This is a genomic window from Pseudomonas sp. WS 5532, from assembly GCF_012985445.1.
Taxonomy (GTDB): Bacteria; Pseudomonadota; Gammaproteobacteria; order Pseudomonadales; family Pseudomonadaceae; genus Aquipseudomonas; species Aquipseudomonas edaphica.
Map to the genome: position 1 here is coordinate 1 of NZ_JAAQWK010000030.1, position 14244 is coordinate 14244.

A 14244-nucleotide genomic window follows, 5' to 3' on the forward strand; every position below is an offset into this window, starting at 1 on the left:
GGTCTGTTCGACGTCTATTTCTGCCATCACTTTTTGCGAACAATCGACATTAGTAAGCCTGATTATGGTCAATAATGTGTCCACCATGTCCCCGCACATGTGTCAACCATGTGTCCGGTCCGTACATAAAGACACAAAAGTAACCAAAAAGTCTTCGCCCCAACACTCGGTGCCTCGCTATGGCTCGGCATGCCCGCAATCCGCCAGTGATTTGGGGGGCCGCCGCGATGGGCCATCCTTGGCCCAGCGCGGCTAAACCGGCATCCCTGCCGGTTTACCCCCCAAATCCCTGTCGAATTCCGGCCATCGTGTTTGACGGGGCGATTTCAGATCAAGATCACGATCACAAGCGCAGATCAAAAGACCGCTGACTTCGTCAGCGAAAAGGATGTAAGGGCCGGAGCAACAGCAACAGCAACAGCAACAGCAGAGCCATACTCGGTCTAATGTGGGAGCTGGCTTGCCTGCGATGGCATCAACTCGGTGTACCTGACACACCGAGGTGTCTGTATCGCAGGCAAGCCAGCTCCCACAGAAAAGCAGTTCTTCAGTGCATGCAAATCCGCTTAAGGTTGGATGCGGTCAATTGTGGGAGCGAGCAAGCCCGCCCCCACAGTTTTGACCGTGCCCGCACGAGACATGGCAAGATGAACGCCTCTCAGGTTTACTGGTCCCTGAGTAACGGATTTACCGACCTTGCACGTCGGCTCATCAAGGTCATGCGATGGATAAATACACCCCCCACACTTGGCAACCCCACGAGCGGCCGAGCTTGCCCGGCTCGCCGTCGACGCCGCTGCACCCTACGCACAAGCGTTGGCTGTTTGCGTTGGTCGGGATCCTGGTGGCAATTACCGGCGGGCTCGGCAATGCCCTGGTGATCGCCAACCTGCAATACCTGCAAGGCGCACTGGGCGCCACCACCGCAGAAATGGCCTGGCTGCCGGCTGCTTACGTCATGACCAACGTGTGCATGAACCTGCTGCTGGTGAAGTTTCGTCAGCAGTTCGGCCTGCGGGCGTTTACCGAGGTGTTTCTGGTGCTGTATGCGCTGGTGACCTTCGGCCATTTGTTCGTCAACGACTTGAGTTCGGCGATTGCAGTACGGGCAGCTCACGGTATGGTCGGTGCGGCGCTGAGTTCGTTGGGCTTGTACTACATGATCCAGGCGTTCCCGGCCAAGTGGCGGCTCAAAGCTCTGGTGCTGGGCTTGGGCACTGCGCAGTTGGCGCTGCCACTGGCGCGCTTGTTCTCCGAAGACTTGCTGCAAATTGCCGAATGGCGCGGGCTGTACCTGTTCGAGCTGGGCATGGCGCTGATCTGCCTGGGCTGTGTGTTCATGCTCAAACTGCCGCCCGGCGACCGTTTTAAAACCTTTGAAAAACTCGACTTTCTCACCTTTGCCATCCTTGCCAGCGGCGTGGCGTTGCTCTGCGCGGTGCTGTCGTTGGGGCGTATCGACTGGTGGCTGGAAGCGCCCTGGATCGGCGTGGCCTCGGCCTGTTCGCTGGTGCTGATCATGGCCGGCCTGGCCATTGAGCATAACCGCGCCAACCCCATGTTGATGACGCGTTGGCTCGGCAGCGGGGCGATGATTCGCCTGGCGCTGGCGGTGGTGCTGATTCGCATGGTGCTGTCCGAGCAGTCCACCGGTGCGGTGGGCTTTATGCAGATGTTGAACATGAGCTACCAGCAGATGCACACCCTCTACGTGGTGATGCTGGCCGGGGCGATTGCCGGGCTGGTGGTCAGCGCGCTGACGATCAACCCGGCGCACCTGCTGATGCCGTTGATCATCTCCCTGGCGTTGATGGCCACAGGCTCCGTGATGGACAGTTTCTCCAGCAACCTGACCCGCCCGCAAAACCTGTATATCAGCCAGTTCCTGCTAGGCTTTGGCGGCACATTCTTCCTGGGGCCAACCATGGTGCTGGGCACAAAAAACGTTTTGACCAACCCGCGCAACCTGGTGAGCTTCTCGGTGATGTTCGGCATCTGCCAGAACCTCGGCGGCCTGATTGGCGCGGCGTTGCTGGGTACGTTCCAGATCGTGCGCGAGAAATACCACTCCAGCATGATCGTCGAACACCTGACCCTGCTGGACCCACGCGTGGCGGCACGGGTGCAGAGCGGCGGCTCGGCCTATGGCGGCGTGATCGCCGACCCGGAACTGCGCAACCTCATGGGCATTCGCAGCCTGGCCACGGCGGCCACGCGTGAGGCGAATGTGATGGCCTACAACGACGTATTCATGCTGATCGCGATCATCGCGATCCTCACCATGCTCTGGATCTTCACCCGCAGCCTGTGGCTGATGAGTACCACCAAAGCAGCAGCCCCTCCCGTTCAACCCAGCGGCGTTACTTCATGACCGAAACCACCACCACGACCACGACCAACGCCATCGCCTCCACTCCGGAAGGCACGCCACCACCGGGCTCGACCGTCACGGAGCCGCGCTCGCTGCGAGTGCGCATCATCTCATCGCTGGGTTTTGCCGCGATTGCCATCGTCGGTGTGTTGATCGTGCTGTATGCCTGGCAATTGCCACCCTTCAGCAGTGCGGTGGAAACCACCGAGAACGCCCTGGTGCGCGGCCAAGTGACGATTATCGGCCCTCAATTGAGTGGCTACGTGTATGAAGTGCCGGTGCAGGACTTCCAGTACGTCAAGGCCGGCGACCTGCTGGTGCGCCTGGATGACCGCATCTACAAGCAGCGTCTTGACCAGGCGCTGGCGCAATTGGCAGTGCAGAAAGCCTCCTTGGCCAATGTGGTGCAGCAGCGCAACAGCGCCGAAGCCACCATCAAACTGCGCCAGGCCGCGCTGGTGGACAGCCAGGCCCAGGCGCGCAAAAGCACCGCCGACTTGCGCCGCAATGAAGAGTTGATCAGCGACGGTTCAGTGTCCAAGCGCGAGTTGGACGTGACCCGCGCCGCGAATGCGCAGACCGTCGCGGCGGTGGCTCAGGCCCAGGCCAACCTGGAAATCGCCCGTCAGGACCTGCAAACCGTGATCGTCAATCGCGGCTCCCTCGAAGCGGCGGTGGCCAGTGCCGATGCGGCCGTGGAGCTGGCGCGTATCGACCTGTCCAACACCCGCATCATTGCGCCGCGTGACGGCCAGCTGGGGCAGATCGGTGTGCGCCTGGGTGCCTACGTCAACTCCGGCGCGCAGTTGATGGCGCTGGTGCCGCCGCAGTTGTGGGTGATCGCCAATATGAAAGAAACCCAGATGGACAATGTGCAGGTCGGCCAGCCGGTGACGTTCACCGTGGACGCGCTCAACCACCGCAAGTTTCACGGCACGGTGCAGCATATTTCCCCGGCGACCGGCTCGGAGTTCAGCCTGTTGCAGGCGGATAACGCCACCGGCAACTTTGTGAAGATCGCGCAGCGGGTGCCGGTGCGGATTACGGTGGACCCGGATCAGGCCGAGAGCGAGCGCCTGCGGCCGGGGTTGTCGGTGGTGGTGAGTATCGACACGGCGGGCCGCCTGAAAAACAGCCCACCTTGACACCATGCGGATCAAAAATGTGGGAGCTGGCTTGCCTGCGATAGCGGTTTATCAGGTCCAGGTGTGCAGGCTGACACACCGCCATCGCGGGCGAGCCCGGCTCCCACAGGGTTTTTTGGGGTTATAAAGGTTGGTATTTCAGGGTGAAATTGAGGTGAGTTGACTGGCCTTTTTCCAGCAGCTTCAGGCCGGGCCTGCCCGGCAGGTGATGCGCATTCACCGGATGACTCACCGGCTCGATGCAAAAGAACCCCAACCCCGGCGGGCAGAACAGCAGGAAGTAATCGGCGCCGCTCGCCTGGCACTCCAATGCATAGCCCAGCTCCGGCTGTTCGATGCGGCAACGCCCGTCCCACTGGCAAAACCCATTGTCCACCAGGCCTTGCGGCAGCCCTTTGAGCTGAGTGAAATCCCATTCGGCAGGCACCGGCGCCAGCCCGGTTGGCAGCTTGGACGCATCACTCATCCACACCTGCGAAGCCTTGGCCTGCAACCGCGTGCCGGGCCTTCGTGGCAAATACGGATGCAATCCCAAGCCATGCCACGCGGCTTTTTCGGCCAGATGCGTTACGCGCAACTCGATACTCAGTTCGCCGCCACGTAAGCGAAACCGCTGCTCGGCGCGATAGGCAAACGGCGTGTCGCACACCACCTCCAGCACCACTTCATCCGCCGTCTGGCTGACCACCTGCCACGCCTGTTGCCAGGCCGAACCGTGAATCGGCAGCGGGTCGAGCGGGCTGTTGGGCGTGAGTGCCAGCCAGCCGCCGGGGTTGTCGAAACCGCCGTGGGCAACTCGATTGGACCACGGCGCCAGCGGGTAACACGCCAGCTTGCCCGGCAGCCCGGTGTTCAGCGCAGCTTCGTCGCTATGGCGCAACAGCGGCTGCCCGGTCGCGCGCACCGTCCAGTTGACGAGGCTGCCACCTACGGCCGGGGCGAGGGTGAGATGGGTCAGGCTGTCTTCCAGTTCAATCATCAGAGCACCAGCCCGGGAAGCCACAGGGACAACGCGGGAATGTAAGTCACTGCCATCAATATCAGGAACAGTACCGCATAAAACGGCAGCAGCGCCGTCACGGTTTTCTCGATACTGACCTTGCCCACCGCCGCACCCACAAACAGCACCGCACCCACGGGTGGAGTGATCAGGCCGATCCCGAGGTTCACCAGCATGATCATGCCGAAGTGCACCGGGTCCACGCCAATACCGAGGATCACCGGCAGCAGAATCGGGGTGAGGATCAAGATCAGCGGCGCCATGTCCATCACCGTGCCGAGCAACAGCAGCATCACGTTGATGCACATCAGGATCACGTAGCGGTTGTCCGACAGGGTCAGGAACAGCGTGGTGATTTTTGCCGGGATCTGCATCAGGGTCATGATGTAGCCGAAGCTGGCGGCGAAGGCGATCAGGATCATCACAATGGAAATGGTGCGCACCGTGCGGTGCATCAGCTTGGGCAGCTCACGCCATTTGTAGTCGCGATAGATGAACATGGTCACGAAAAATGCCCACAACACCGCAATCGCGGCCGACTCGGTGGCAGTGAAAATGCCCGAGAGGATGCCACCCAGGATGATCACCATAGCCATCAAGCCCCAGAGCGCGTCGGCGCAGATCTTCAGCGCTTGTTTAAGCGGGATGACCTCGCCCTTGGGGTAGTTGCGCTTTTTCGCGAAGATCAGGCACAACACCATCAGGCATGCACTCATCAGCAGCCCCGGCAACACGCCGGCCATGAACAATGAGGCAATCGAGACCGTGCCGCCGGCCGCCAGGGAGTAGAGCACCGAGTTATGGCTGGGCGGCGTCAGCAAGGCTTGCACCGAGCCGCTGACAGTGACGGCGGTAGAGAACTCACGCGGGTAGCCACGGCGCTCCATTTCCGGGATCAACACCGAACCGACCGAGGCGGTATCGGCCACCGACGAGCCGGAAATCGCGCCAAAAAACGTCGACGCCACGATGTTCACCAACGACAGGCCGCCGCGCACAAACCCCACCAGCACCCCGGCAAATGCAACCAGTCGCCGCGACATGCCGCCTTCGGCCATGATCGCCCCGGCCAGTACAAAGAACGGAATCGCCATCAGCGAAAACTTGTTCACCCCGCCCGCAACCTGAATCATCAAGGCCTGGAACGGGATGTCGATCCACCACGCGCCGATCAGCGCCGACAGCCCGAGGGCGTAGGCCACCGGCATGCCGATCAGGATCAAGGCGATAAAACTGCCCAGCAGCATCAATGCGTCCATCAGGCAGCCCCTTCGTTTTCTTCAACCAGATCAAAGCGCACCACGCGGCGCTGGCTCTGGTCACCGAGCAAGAGTTTTTCCAGCACGAACACCAGCGTCAGCAGCCCGCCGATCGGGATTGGCATATAGGTGATGCCCACGCGCAGGGTGGGGATCGCACTCATGAACTGGTTCCAGGTGGACAGGCACAGCTTGCTGCCCCAGACGGTCATGAACAGGCAGATGGTGGCCATCAGCAGTTGCGTGATAACGCCGACGATTTGCCGTTGGCGCGCTGGCAGGCGGTCGGTGACCACGGCCACCGACATATGCGCGCCGGCACGGTAACTCGCGGCGGCGCCGATAAAGGTGAACACCAGCATCAGCAGGATGGCGGTGGGCTCCGGCCAGCTTGCGCCGGTGCCGAGGATGTAGCGGGCGAAGATGCCCCAAGGAATGATCAGCGCGACCCCGAGGACCGAGAGGCCGGCGACCCAGATGCAGGTCATGTAAATGCGGTCGTTGATGCGCAGCACTAAATTCTTCATGGCGTTCACCGTAACCGGGCGCGTCGATGCCGACCGCGCCGGGCCTGACTATAGGAAAGGGTGATTACTCGACCGCGTCGATGCGCTTGATGATGTCGGCGTAAGCCGCACCGTACTTGGCGCGAACCGCTGCGGTGGCGTCATAGAAGGGTTTTTTGTCGACGGTGATGAACTCGACGCCGGCCTTCTTGAGCTTTTCCTCGCTGCTGGCGGACTTGGCGTCCCACAGCGCGCGCTCATCGGCCTGGGCGGCCTTGGCGGCTTTTTTCACCAGGTCTTGCTGGGCGGGCGTGAGTTTGTTCCAGGTGATCTTCGACATCACGATGGGTTCGGGCAGGATCAGGTGCTCGGTGAGGGTGTAGAACTTGGCGTTTTGGAAGTGGTTGTGCTCCAGCATGGTCGGCGGGTTGTTTTCCGCGCCGTCGATCACGCCGGTCTGCAAGGCACTGAAGATTTCGCCGGTGTCCATGGCAATACCGTTGGCGCCCATCGCGTTGAAGGCTTCGATGAAGATCGGGTTGCCCTGTACACGAATTTTCATGCCCTTGAGGTCTTCGATCTTGCGCACCGGCTTCTTGGTGTAGAGGTTGCGCGTGCCACCGTCCATCCAGGCCAGGGCCACCAGGCCGAACTCGGAGTCGGTGATCTTTGCGAGGATTTCATCGCCGATCTCGCCGTCGATGATTTTGCGCATATGCGCCTGGTCGCGGAACACGAACGGCAAGTTGAACACGTTCACGTCCGGCACCACCGGCCCGACGATGCCGAGGCTGACGCGGGTCATCTGCACCGCACCGACCTGGGCCTGTTCGACCACTTCTTTTTCGGAACCCAGGACACCGCCCGGGAAGTATTTGAAGGTCAGTTCGCCGTTACTTGCCTGAGTCAGGGCCTTGCCCATGTTCTGTTCAGCGACGACGGTGGGATAGCCGGCGGGATGGATGTCGGCGAATTTGATTTCCAGCGCGTGGGCGGCGGTACTGAGGGTAAAGAATGCAGCGGCGAGCAAAGTGCGTTTGAAGTCCATAGGGTGTCACTCCTGTCTTATTGTTGTTGTATTCAAGGCACAGCGATGCAGCTAGAGGGTGAACGTGGGCTCCGGCAATCCGCTGACGCCGGGGTTGAGGGCAAACACGCCGCCGGCGACCGACTGCTCACTGTGGTCATCACGAATCGAGGTGACGAACAAGGTGTCCAGCCGGCTGCCGCCGAAGGCGCACATGGTGGGTTTTTTTACCGGCACGCTGAGGGAGCGGTCCAGACGGCCATCCGGGGTGAAGCGGTGAACCAGCCCCGCGTCGTTGGCGCAGATCCAGTAGCAACCCTCGGCGTCGACTGCCGCGCCATCGGGGCGCCCGAGGAATTGATGCATGTCGATAAATACGCGGCGGTTGGATGGCGTGCCGGTGTCGATGTCGTAATCGAACGCCCAGACCTGCTGCACCAGCGGGTGTGAATCCGAGGCGTACATCGTGCGGCCGTCCGGGCTGAACGCCAGGCCATTGAGGGTGATGAACCCGTTCAGTTGCGCATGCGGCGCGGCGCCTGACGCATAGCGGTACAGGGTGCCTTCGGCCGCATTCAGGCCCATGTTCAGCACCATGCTGCCAGCCCAGAAACGGCCCTGGCGATCGCAGCGGCCATCGTTGAGGCGCATGTCCGGGCGTGGGTGCTCGATGCTCGCCAGAGGCGTGGTGTCGAGGCTGCCGTCGTTATGTGGGGTGAGTTGGAAAAACCCGCTTTCCATGCCCGCGACCCAATTGCCCGCGTCGGTGCGGGCAATACAGGCGAGCATCTGCGGGGCTTTCCAGGCGGCGACGTGGCCGGTGGCGGCGTCCCAGCGTTGCAGGCCGCCGTTGGGGATGTCCACCCAGTACAGCGCGTTTTCCTGCGGCACCCACACCGGGCATTCGCCCACGGCATTGCGGGCGTCGACGATCAGTTCAGCGGTCATGGCAACTCATTCCCTTGGGTTGATGTGCGTTCAGTCACCAAACGGCCCCGCGGCGCAGAACGCGCCGCCCTGGTAGACCGCGGCCGGGTCATCGGCGGCCACTGGCGGCTGGGCTTCGACCTTGGTGCGGTACACCTCGGAGCTGTCCTTGGGCACAAAACCCAGGTGCGCGGCGTAACGGTTGTCCCACCAGGTGTCGAGGTTATCCGACATGCCGTAGACCACGGTGTGGCCGACATTCGGCGTGTACAGCGCGCGCTCGAGCAGTTGGGTCAGGTCATCGAAACTCAGCCAGGTGTGCATCATCCGGCGGTTCTGGGGTTCCGGGAACGAGGAGCCGATGCGGATACTCACGGTCTCGATGCCGTAGCGGTCGAAGTAGAAGCTGGCCATGTCTTCGCCATAGGATTTGGACAGGCCGTAGTAGCTGTCCGGGCGGCGCGGGGAGTGGGCGTCGATCTGTTCGTCTTGCTTGTAAAAGCCGATCACATGGTTGGAACTGGCGAAGATCACGCGTTTCACGCCATGACGGCGGGCGGCTTCGTAGATATGGAAAACACCGCTGATGTTGGCGCCCAGCACTTCTTCGAAAGAGCGCTCCACCGACACACCGCCGAAGTGCAGGATGGCATCGACGCCTTCCACCAGTTGGTGCACAGCCTGTTTGTCGGCCAGGTCACAGGGTTGCACTTCTTCGAACTCACCGGCCGCCGGGGCCATGTTGGCGATGTCCGACAGGCGCAATACCTGGGCATAAGGGCGCATGCGTTCGCGCAAGACTTTGCCCAGGCCGCCGGCGGCGCCGGTGAGCAGCAGGCGGTTGAAGGGGACAGGCGTGGTGGTGGTCATGGGAATTCCATTGTTGTTGTAGGTTGTCGTATGACTTGGTGGAAGTATCGTTTTGGACTCCCTGGGTTGTCAACGCCCTTACAGGCAAGCCAGCTCCCACACAAGCGGGCTGCTACACATGTCAGTGCCTGCAGGGAGCGCGTTACAGCAACGAGATCGGGTAGCTGACAAAGATCCGATTCTCATCAAACTCGTTGTTGCTGAAATCCCGACGCATGGTCGAGTTGCGCCAGCGCACATTCAAATCCTTCAGTGTGCCGCTCTGCACCGTGTAGGCCAGCTCCGACTCGCGGCCCCATTCCTTGCCGTCGGTGATGGCGCCAGTGTGTACGTTATTGCCGCTGATATACCGATTCATCATGGTCAGCCCCGGAATGCCGAGCACCACGAAGTTGAAGTCATGGCGTATCTGCCAGGATTTTTCCTTGGCATTGTCGTAGCTGGCGTTGTAGCTATCGTTGGCCAGGGTGCCGCCGCTGGTGCCGTTGACCCTCATCCACACGCTGTCGCCGGTGAGTTTTTGCAGGCCGACATAGAAGGCGTTGCCTTTGTATTTGGCCGAGAGCAGGGCGGAATAGGTTTTGTTATCGAGGTTGCCGGCCAGGGCGCTGCCGTCCTCCTTGCCATTGAAGAACCCCAGGTTGGCGCCAAACGTCCAGTCGCCGACCGGCTGGCTGTGGGTCAGGTTCAGGTATTGCTGCTGGTAGATGTCGGTGAGTTCGGCGTACCACACGCCGACCTGGGTGCGTTTGTCGTTGAAGGTGTATTCGCCGCCGCCGAAGTTGAAACGGTCCGAGGTGAACGCGGCTTTGCCGTTCATGAACATGTCTTCCATGCTCCCATCGTTGCGTGGGCTATTGCCGCGAAATTGCCCGCCGTAGAGCGTCAGCCCGGTGATTTCATTGGAGGTTACCTGGCCGCCACGAAAGGTCTGCGGCAAGGAGCGGCCGTCGTCCGAGCGCAGGATCGGCAGCACGGGCATCCATTCGCCAACTTTCAGTTCGGTTTTGGACAGCCGGGTTTTCAGTGCCACGCCCAGGCGTCCGAAATTGTCGGCAGGGCGGCCATCTCTGTCGAGCGGCAACAGTTGGGTGCCGCCGGTGCCTTTACCGCCATCGAGCTTCTGAGAATACAGGCCGAGTACGTCAATCCCGAAGCCCACGGTGCCTTGGGTAAAGCCGGATTTGGCGTCGAGAATGAAGTTCTGCGTCCATTCTTCGGCCTTGGCCTGTGGGTACGTGGGGTTGGTGAAATTGCGATTGAAGTAGGCATTGCGCAGGTTGAGCGTGGCTTTGGCATCGTCGATAAAGCCTTCTGCCTGGGCGCTGAGGGGCAGGGCGAGTGCCAGGCTGCTGAGGCTGATAAGACCGAGACGCGAGGAGGAATTGCGGGCGAATTGAGGCACAGTGAAGCTCCCTTCCATTTTGTTGTTTTTATTATTTGTTATACGTTGTCGTACAACATTGCGAGGGATATTTGCGGGGTTTTCGGGGGCTGTCAAGCAGAAGTTATACGATGACCAAGTGCGCATCGATGAAAAGCGGGCACGGTCCATGTGGGAGCTGGCTTGCCTGCGATGGCATCGACGCGGTGTAACTGTGGGGCCGCGGTGTCTGCATCGCAGGCAAGCCAGCTCCCACAGAGATCTTCAGCCGGCCATCACCATCGGTGGCAAGGTGCCCAGCAGGGACACCGCGGCTACTGCTGCAATACCCAGCAACCATTCGAGCATCACACTGGCTTTCAAACTGCCCACTCGCTCCTCACAGCGCTCGATACGCAACCGGTTCAAGAGCGCCAGCGCCAACATACCCAGCACCAGCAGCACCTTGATCAACAGAATCAGCGCAAACCCGTTAAACAGCGGCGTGGGCCACAGCTGCCCGGTCAGCACGCGAACATTGATCAAACCCGTAACCAGCAAACCGGCAACCAGGCCATAACCTAAGCCGCTGAAGCGCTTGAGGATCGGCTCCAGCGCAGGCTTTGGCGACAGCCGCAGAATCAGCACCAGCAGCAACAACCCGCCCAGCCAGGCGCCGACGCACACCAGGTGCACCACTTGATTGAGGATCAGCAATTGGCCGCTCAGCCCATTGAGCATGGCGCCATGGCCGACCGGTGCCAGCGTCGCCAGCAGCAGTGCGGTCAACGGCAGGCGCAAGGCCGGCCAGGGTTTGAGCAACACCACTACCAGCAGCAGGTTCAGCAACAGATGCCAGACCCACACCTGGCCGAAAAAGGTTTTGCCCAGCACCAACTGTACGGTGGCCGGTTGCAGCGCCGCGTCCCAGCTGCCCGCCATGCTGGCGGTGATCAACAGCAGCCAGGCCACGCCGGAGAACAACCCCAGCCAGGCCAGGGCGCGGGTGATGCGCAGCAGTTGTCGGTCGAGTACCGGTTGCACTTCGTTGCCCAGCAGCCAGGGCCTGAAGGCACAGGCCCCGAACATCAACAGCACGACGATGAAATGCACGAAGCGGCACAGCACCAGCAGGGTTGCCATGGGTTATTGGCCGACCTTGAAGGTGTACTCACCGTTGCTCTTGTGGGTGTCGACCGAGACGGCGTTCCACACCACTTTGTAGTTGCCGGCGGCCAGCGGCGCGGCGGGTGTGACCACCAGGGTTTTCTTGTCGGCGTCCGGGGTTTCCAGGCCTTTGATGGCGAGTTCGGTGCCGTCTTTGCTCAGGGACACTTTGGTGAAGGTGGCCTCGACGCCTTCGCTGAAGGTCAGGCGCAGGTCGGCGGGCGCAGCAACCGTGCTGTCTGCCGCCGGTGTCGAACTTTTGAGATGGGCGTGGGCAAATGCCGCAGAGGCGCCCAGCAGGGAAGCGAGCAGGGTGACAGTGGTGAGGGCTTTCTTGATCAGCATTGTTCAGTACCTTCAAGTGAGTGAGTCGGTAATGCCATGTGCAACAAGGGAAAGGGTTTGCCTTCGCCATCCAGCGGCGAGCGCGCGACCTGGATAAAACCATAATGCAGATAGAAACCCACGGCCTGCGGGTTTTGTTCGTTGACGTCCACGGTCAGCGTGTCATGACGGGCGCGGGCGTGGTCGAGCAATTGGCGGCCGACGCCCTGGCCGCGGCGCTCGGGGTCGATAAACAGCATTTCGACGTTATGCCCGCCAGTGCCGATAAAACCGGCGATACCGTGGTGGTCTTCATACACCCACACGTCGAGGGCCGGCATTGGCAGGTAGGCGTCGCGCACCAGCGGCAGCAAACGCTGGATGTCGTCCTCGGGGAGGAAGTCATGGGTGGCTCGCACCGAGCGCTCCCACAGTGCGCCCAGCACCGGGTCGTCGGCGGCCACGCGAGGTCGAATAGTCATTGCAATGATCCTTCAAGTGGACCGCGATCCTAACCAATCCGTTTTTGGCGGGAAAGGTTCGGGTAGGAAGTTTCATCACTCGGCGGCCAACCGCAGCCTTTTTATCCTGTACATATCGCTGTCTGCGTGGCTGAGCAGGGTATCGGCGTCTGCACCGTCGGCCGGATAAAACGCCACGCCCACACTGCACGACGGCATCTTGACCGGGCCAAACTCAGCGCCCAGCGGCTCGGCCATGGCCGCGAGAATTTGCGCGACTTTGGCGCTAACCGTTTCGTGTGACTGCACATCGGTCAGCAACACCGTGAATTCGTCGCCGCCCATGCGCGCCACCAGGTCGCTGTCACGCACGCAGCGTTCCAGCCGCCGTGCAATCACGCAGAGCACGCGATCGCCCACCGCGTGGCCATGCACATCGTTGATGCCCTTGAAGTCATTGACGTCCAGAAACAGCAACGCCAGCCGGGTGTTATGACGCTGTGCGGTGTGCAGGGCCGACGCCAGGCCATCGTTGAACAACGAGCGGTTGGTGAGCGCCGTCAGCGGGTCATGGTGGGCGAGGAAGCGCAGTTCCTCCTCGGCCTGGGTGAGCGCCGTCACGTCGCGCGCCACGCCGATGCGCGCGCCGACTTCTTCGGACCAGAACGCTGCCCACAGGATGTGCACCACGCTGCCATCCTTGCGCAGATAACGGTTGCGAAAATCCACATGGGGCCGGCCATTCATGACCCGCACAATCGAAGCCCGCGTGCGCGCCAGGTCTTCGGGGTGCATGTAGTCGGTAATGGGCGTGCCGGTCAGTTCATCGGCGCGGTAACCGAGCAGGGCTTCGCAGGCATCGCTGACAAACACGATCAGGTTGTCACTGTCGACCACGAAGACCGTGTCCAGCATCAAGTGGATCAATTTCGGGTAGAGGGCGTGCAGGTCAACGGCCATAGGTCAGGGGTGTCCGGTTCAGATGCGCCGATCATAGCTCGATCACGCAGGCTGACGCCTTGGAATACTGCGGGCTTTGAAGCGCTGGCGCCGATCTGGCGATCAATGGCGTGTAGCCTAATGAGGCGGTTCATGATGTGATGGTTGAAAATGAATTGTATTTAAAAGTGACTGGGGCTCCATCATCCATGGGCAATCACAAGATCGGTATCCGGCGCAGCAACGTCGAGAAAATCCTGCTGGCGGCAGAGAAAGTCTTTGCCGAGAAGGGCTATGGCAGCACCGCCATGGCCGATATTGCCGAAGAAGTGCAACTGCCGCGCTCCAACCTGCATTACTACTTCAGCACCAAAAGCGAGCTGTACAGCGCCGTGCTGTTCGACCTGCTGGACCTGTGGAAGCAGGACGCCCTGAGCTTTGAAACCTTCGATGACCCGCGCGTGGTGCTCAGCAGTTACATCCGCGCCAAGATGCAGCGCTCACGCACGCGGCCGCATGGTTCGAAAGTCTGGGCGAATGAAATCATCCACGGCGCGCCGACCCTCGGTGAGGCGCTGGACGAAAGCCTGTACGACTGGGCCAAGATGAAGGAGGCGAAAATTCGTCAGTGGGTGGAAGACAAGCGCATCCTGCCGGTGGAGCCGTCGAGCCTGCTGTATATGATTTGGGCCTCGACCCAGCACTATGCGGACTTTGATCACCAGGTGAAGATCTTGAATGATCACCAGCCGTTGTCGGACAGGCAGTTCGAGAAGGCAATCCAGACGGTGACCAGTGTGATTTTGCGTGGGATTGGCTTGGAGCCTTGATGATCGTTCCCACGCTCTGCGTGGGAATGCCTCACTGGACGCTCTGCGTCCGCTC

The 14244-nt window shown here is 61.0% G+C and carries 14 protein-coding genes; 3 read left to right on the forward strand and 11 right to left on the reverse strand.

Annotated features, from left to right (window positions below; genetic code table 11):
* Positions 1-724 precede the first annotated feature (724 nt).
* On the forward strand, positions 725-2371 hold the full coding sequence (locus tag HBO23_RS30825) for an MFS transporter (RefSeq protein ID WP_017136435.1): 1647 nt from the start codon (positions 725-727) through the stop codon (positions 2369-2371).
* Entirely contained in the window at positions 2368-3516 is a 1149-nt protein-coding gene (locus HBO23_RS30830; RefSeq protein WP_017136436.1) for an HlyD family secretion protein, read from the forward strand. Before HBO23_RS30825 ends, HBO23_RS30830 begins: the two co-directional genes overlap by 4 nt.
* A gap of 121 nt (positions 3517-3637) precedes the next feature.
* Here the strand turns inward: HBO23_RS30830 and HBO23_RS30835 are convergent, their stop codons facing one another.
* From HBO23_RS30835 to HBO23_RS34080, 11 genes are all read right to left on the reverse strand, one after another.
* Complete coding sequence (locus HBO23_RS30835) at positions 3638-4495, reverse strand: aldose 1-epimerase (protein ID WP_099550002.1); 858 nt, start codon at positions 4493-4495, stop codon at positions 3638-3640.
* Entirely contained in the window at positions 4495-5775 is a 1281-nt protein-coding gene (locus tag HBO23_RS30840) for a TRAP transporter large permease (RefSeq protein WP_170040743.1), read from the reverse strand. Before HBO23_RS30840 ends, HBO23_RS30835 begins: the two co-directional genes overlap by 1 nt.
* A complete protein-coding gene (locus HBO23_RS30845; RefSeq protein WP_017136439.1) occupies positions 5775-6302 on the reverse strand; it encodes a TRAP transporter small permease in 528 nt (175 codons plus the stop codon). Before HBO23_RS30845 ends, HBO23_RS30840 begins: the two co-directional genes overlap by 1 nt.
* A 64-nt stretch (positions 6303-6366) precedes the next feature.
* A complete protein-coding gene (locus tag HBO23_RS30850; RefSeq protein ID WP_170040744.1) occupies positions 6367-7329 on the reverse strand; it encodes a TRAP transporter substrate-binding protein in 963 nt (320 codons plus the stop codon).
* A 51-nt stretch (positions 7330-7380) separates the two neighbouring features.
* Entirely contained in the window at positions 7381-8256 is an 876-nt protein-coding gene (locus tag HBO23_RS30855) for an SMP-30/gluconolactonase/LRE family protein (RefSeq protein ID WP_170040745.1), read from the reverse strand.
* 30 nt (positions 8257-8286) lie between these two features.
* Positions 8287-9105 carry an NAD(P)-dependent oxidoreductase gene (locus HBO23_RS30860; protein WP_170040746.1) on the reverse strand — a complete coding sequence of 273 codons (819 nt, stop codon included), beginning with the start codon at positions 9103-9105 and terminating at the stop codon, positions 8287-8289.
* Positions 9106-9247: 142 nt separating this feature from the next.
* A complete protein-coding gene (locus HBO23_RS30865; RefSeq protein ID WP_170040747.1) occupies positions 9248-10510 on the reverse strand; it encodes an OprD family porin in 1263 nt (420 codons plus the stop codon).
* A 243-nt stretch (positions 10511-10753) separates the two neighbouring features.
* Positions 10754-11611: a copper homeostasis membrane protein CopD gene (gene copD / locus HBO23_RS30870; RefSeq protein WP_017136444.1), complete on the reverse strand. Its 858-nt coding sequence runs from the start codon at positions 11609-11611 to the stop codon at positions 10754-10756.
* Positions 11612-11614: 3 nt separating this feature from the next.
* On the reverse strand, positions 11615-11980 hold the full coding sequence (copC, locus tag HBO23_RS30875; protein ID WP_017136445.1) for a copper homeostasis periplasmic binding protein CopC: 366 nt from the start codon (positions 11978-11980) through the stop codon (positions 11615-11617).
* Positions 11974-12441: a GNAT family N-acetyltransferase gene (locus HBO23_RS30880; RefSeq protein WP_017136446.1), complete on the reverse strand. Its 468-nt coding sequence runs from the start codon at positions 12439-12441 to the stop codon at positions 11974-11976. Before HBO23_RS30880 ends, copC begins: the two co-directional genes overlap by 7 nt.
* Before the next feature lie 75 nt (positions 12442-12516).
* Complete coding sequence (locus HBO23_RS34080) at positions 12517-13380, reverse strand: GGDEF domain-containing protein (protein WP_017136447.1); 864 nt, start codon at positions 13378-13380, stop codon at positions 12517-12519.
* 188 nt (positions 13381-13568) lie between these two features.
* On the opposite strand from HBO23_RS34080, the gene HBO23_RS30890 reads away from it, so the two are divergent.
* Positions 13569-14189 carry a TetR/AcrR family transcriptional regulator gene (locus HBO23_RS30890; protein WP_017136448.1) on the forward strand — a complete coding sequence of 207 codons (621 nt, stop codon included), beginning with the start codon at positions 13569-13571 and terminating at the stop codon, positions 14187-14189.
* The last annotated feature ends 55 nt before the right edge of the window (positions 14190-14244 follow it).

Excerpts from the sequence above, each read along its gene's own strand:
- HBO23_RS30825 (WP_017136435.1), top strand. The coding sequence starts at position 725 with ATGGATAAATACACCCCCCACACTTGGCAACCCCACGAGCGGCCGAGC.
- HBO23_RS30830 (WP_017136436.1), top strand. The coding sequence starts at position 2,368 with ATGACCGAAACCACCACCACGACCACGACCAACGCCATCGCCTCCACT.
- HBO23_RS30835 (WP_099550002.1), bottom strand. The coding sequence starts at position 4,495 with ATGATTGAACTGGAAGACAGCCTGACCCATCTCACCCTCGCCCCGGCC.
- HBO23_RS30840 (WP_170040743.1), bottom strand. The coding sequence starts at position 5,775 with ATGGACGCATTGATGCTGCTGGGCAGTTTTATCGCCTTGATCCTGATC.
- HBO23_RS30845 (WP_017136439.1), bottom strand. The coding sequence starts at position 6,302 with ATGAAGAATTTAGTGCTGCGCATCAACGACCGCATTTACATGACCTGC.
- HBO23_RS30850 (WP_170040744.1), bottom strand. The coding sequence starts at position 7,329 with ATGGACTTCAAACGCACTTTGCTCGCCGCTGCATTCTTTACCCTCAGT.
- HBO23_RS30855 (WP_170040745.1), bottom strand. The coding sequence starts at position 8,256 with ATGACCGCTGAACTGATCGTCGACGCCCGCAATGCCGTGGGCGAATGC.
- HBO23_RS30860 (WP_170040746.1), bottom strand. The coding sequence starts at position 9,105 with ATGACCACCACCACGCCTGTCCCCTTCAACCGCCTGCTGCTCACCGGC.
- copD (WP_017136444.1), bottom strand. The coding sequence starts at position 11,611 with ATGGCAACCCTGCTGGTGCTGTGCCGCTTCGTGCATTTCATCGTCGTG.
- copC (WP_017136445.1), bottom strand. The coding sequence starts at position 11,980 with ATGCTGATCAAGAAAGCCCTCACCACTGTCACCCTGCTCGCTTCCCTG.
- HBO23_RS30880 (WP_017136446.1), bottom strand. The coding sequence starts at position 12,441 with ATGACTATTCGACCTCGCGTGGCCGCCGACGACCCGGTGCTGGGCGCA.
- HBO23_RS34080 (WP_017136447.1), bottom strand. The coding sequence starts at position 13,380 with ATGGCCGTTGACCTGCACGCCCTCTACCCGAAATTGATCCACTTGATG.
- HBO23_RS30890 (WP_017136448.1), top strand. The coding sequence starts at position 13,569 with ATGGGCAATCACAAGATCGGTATCCGGCGCAGCAACGTCGAGAAAATC.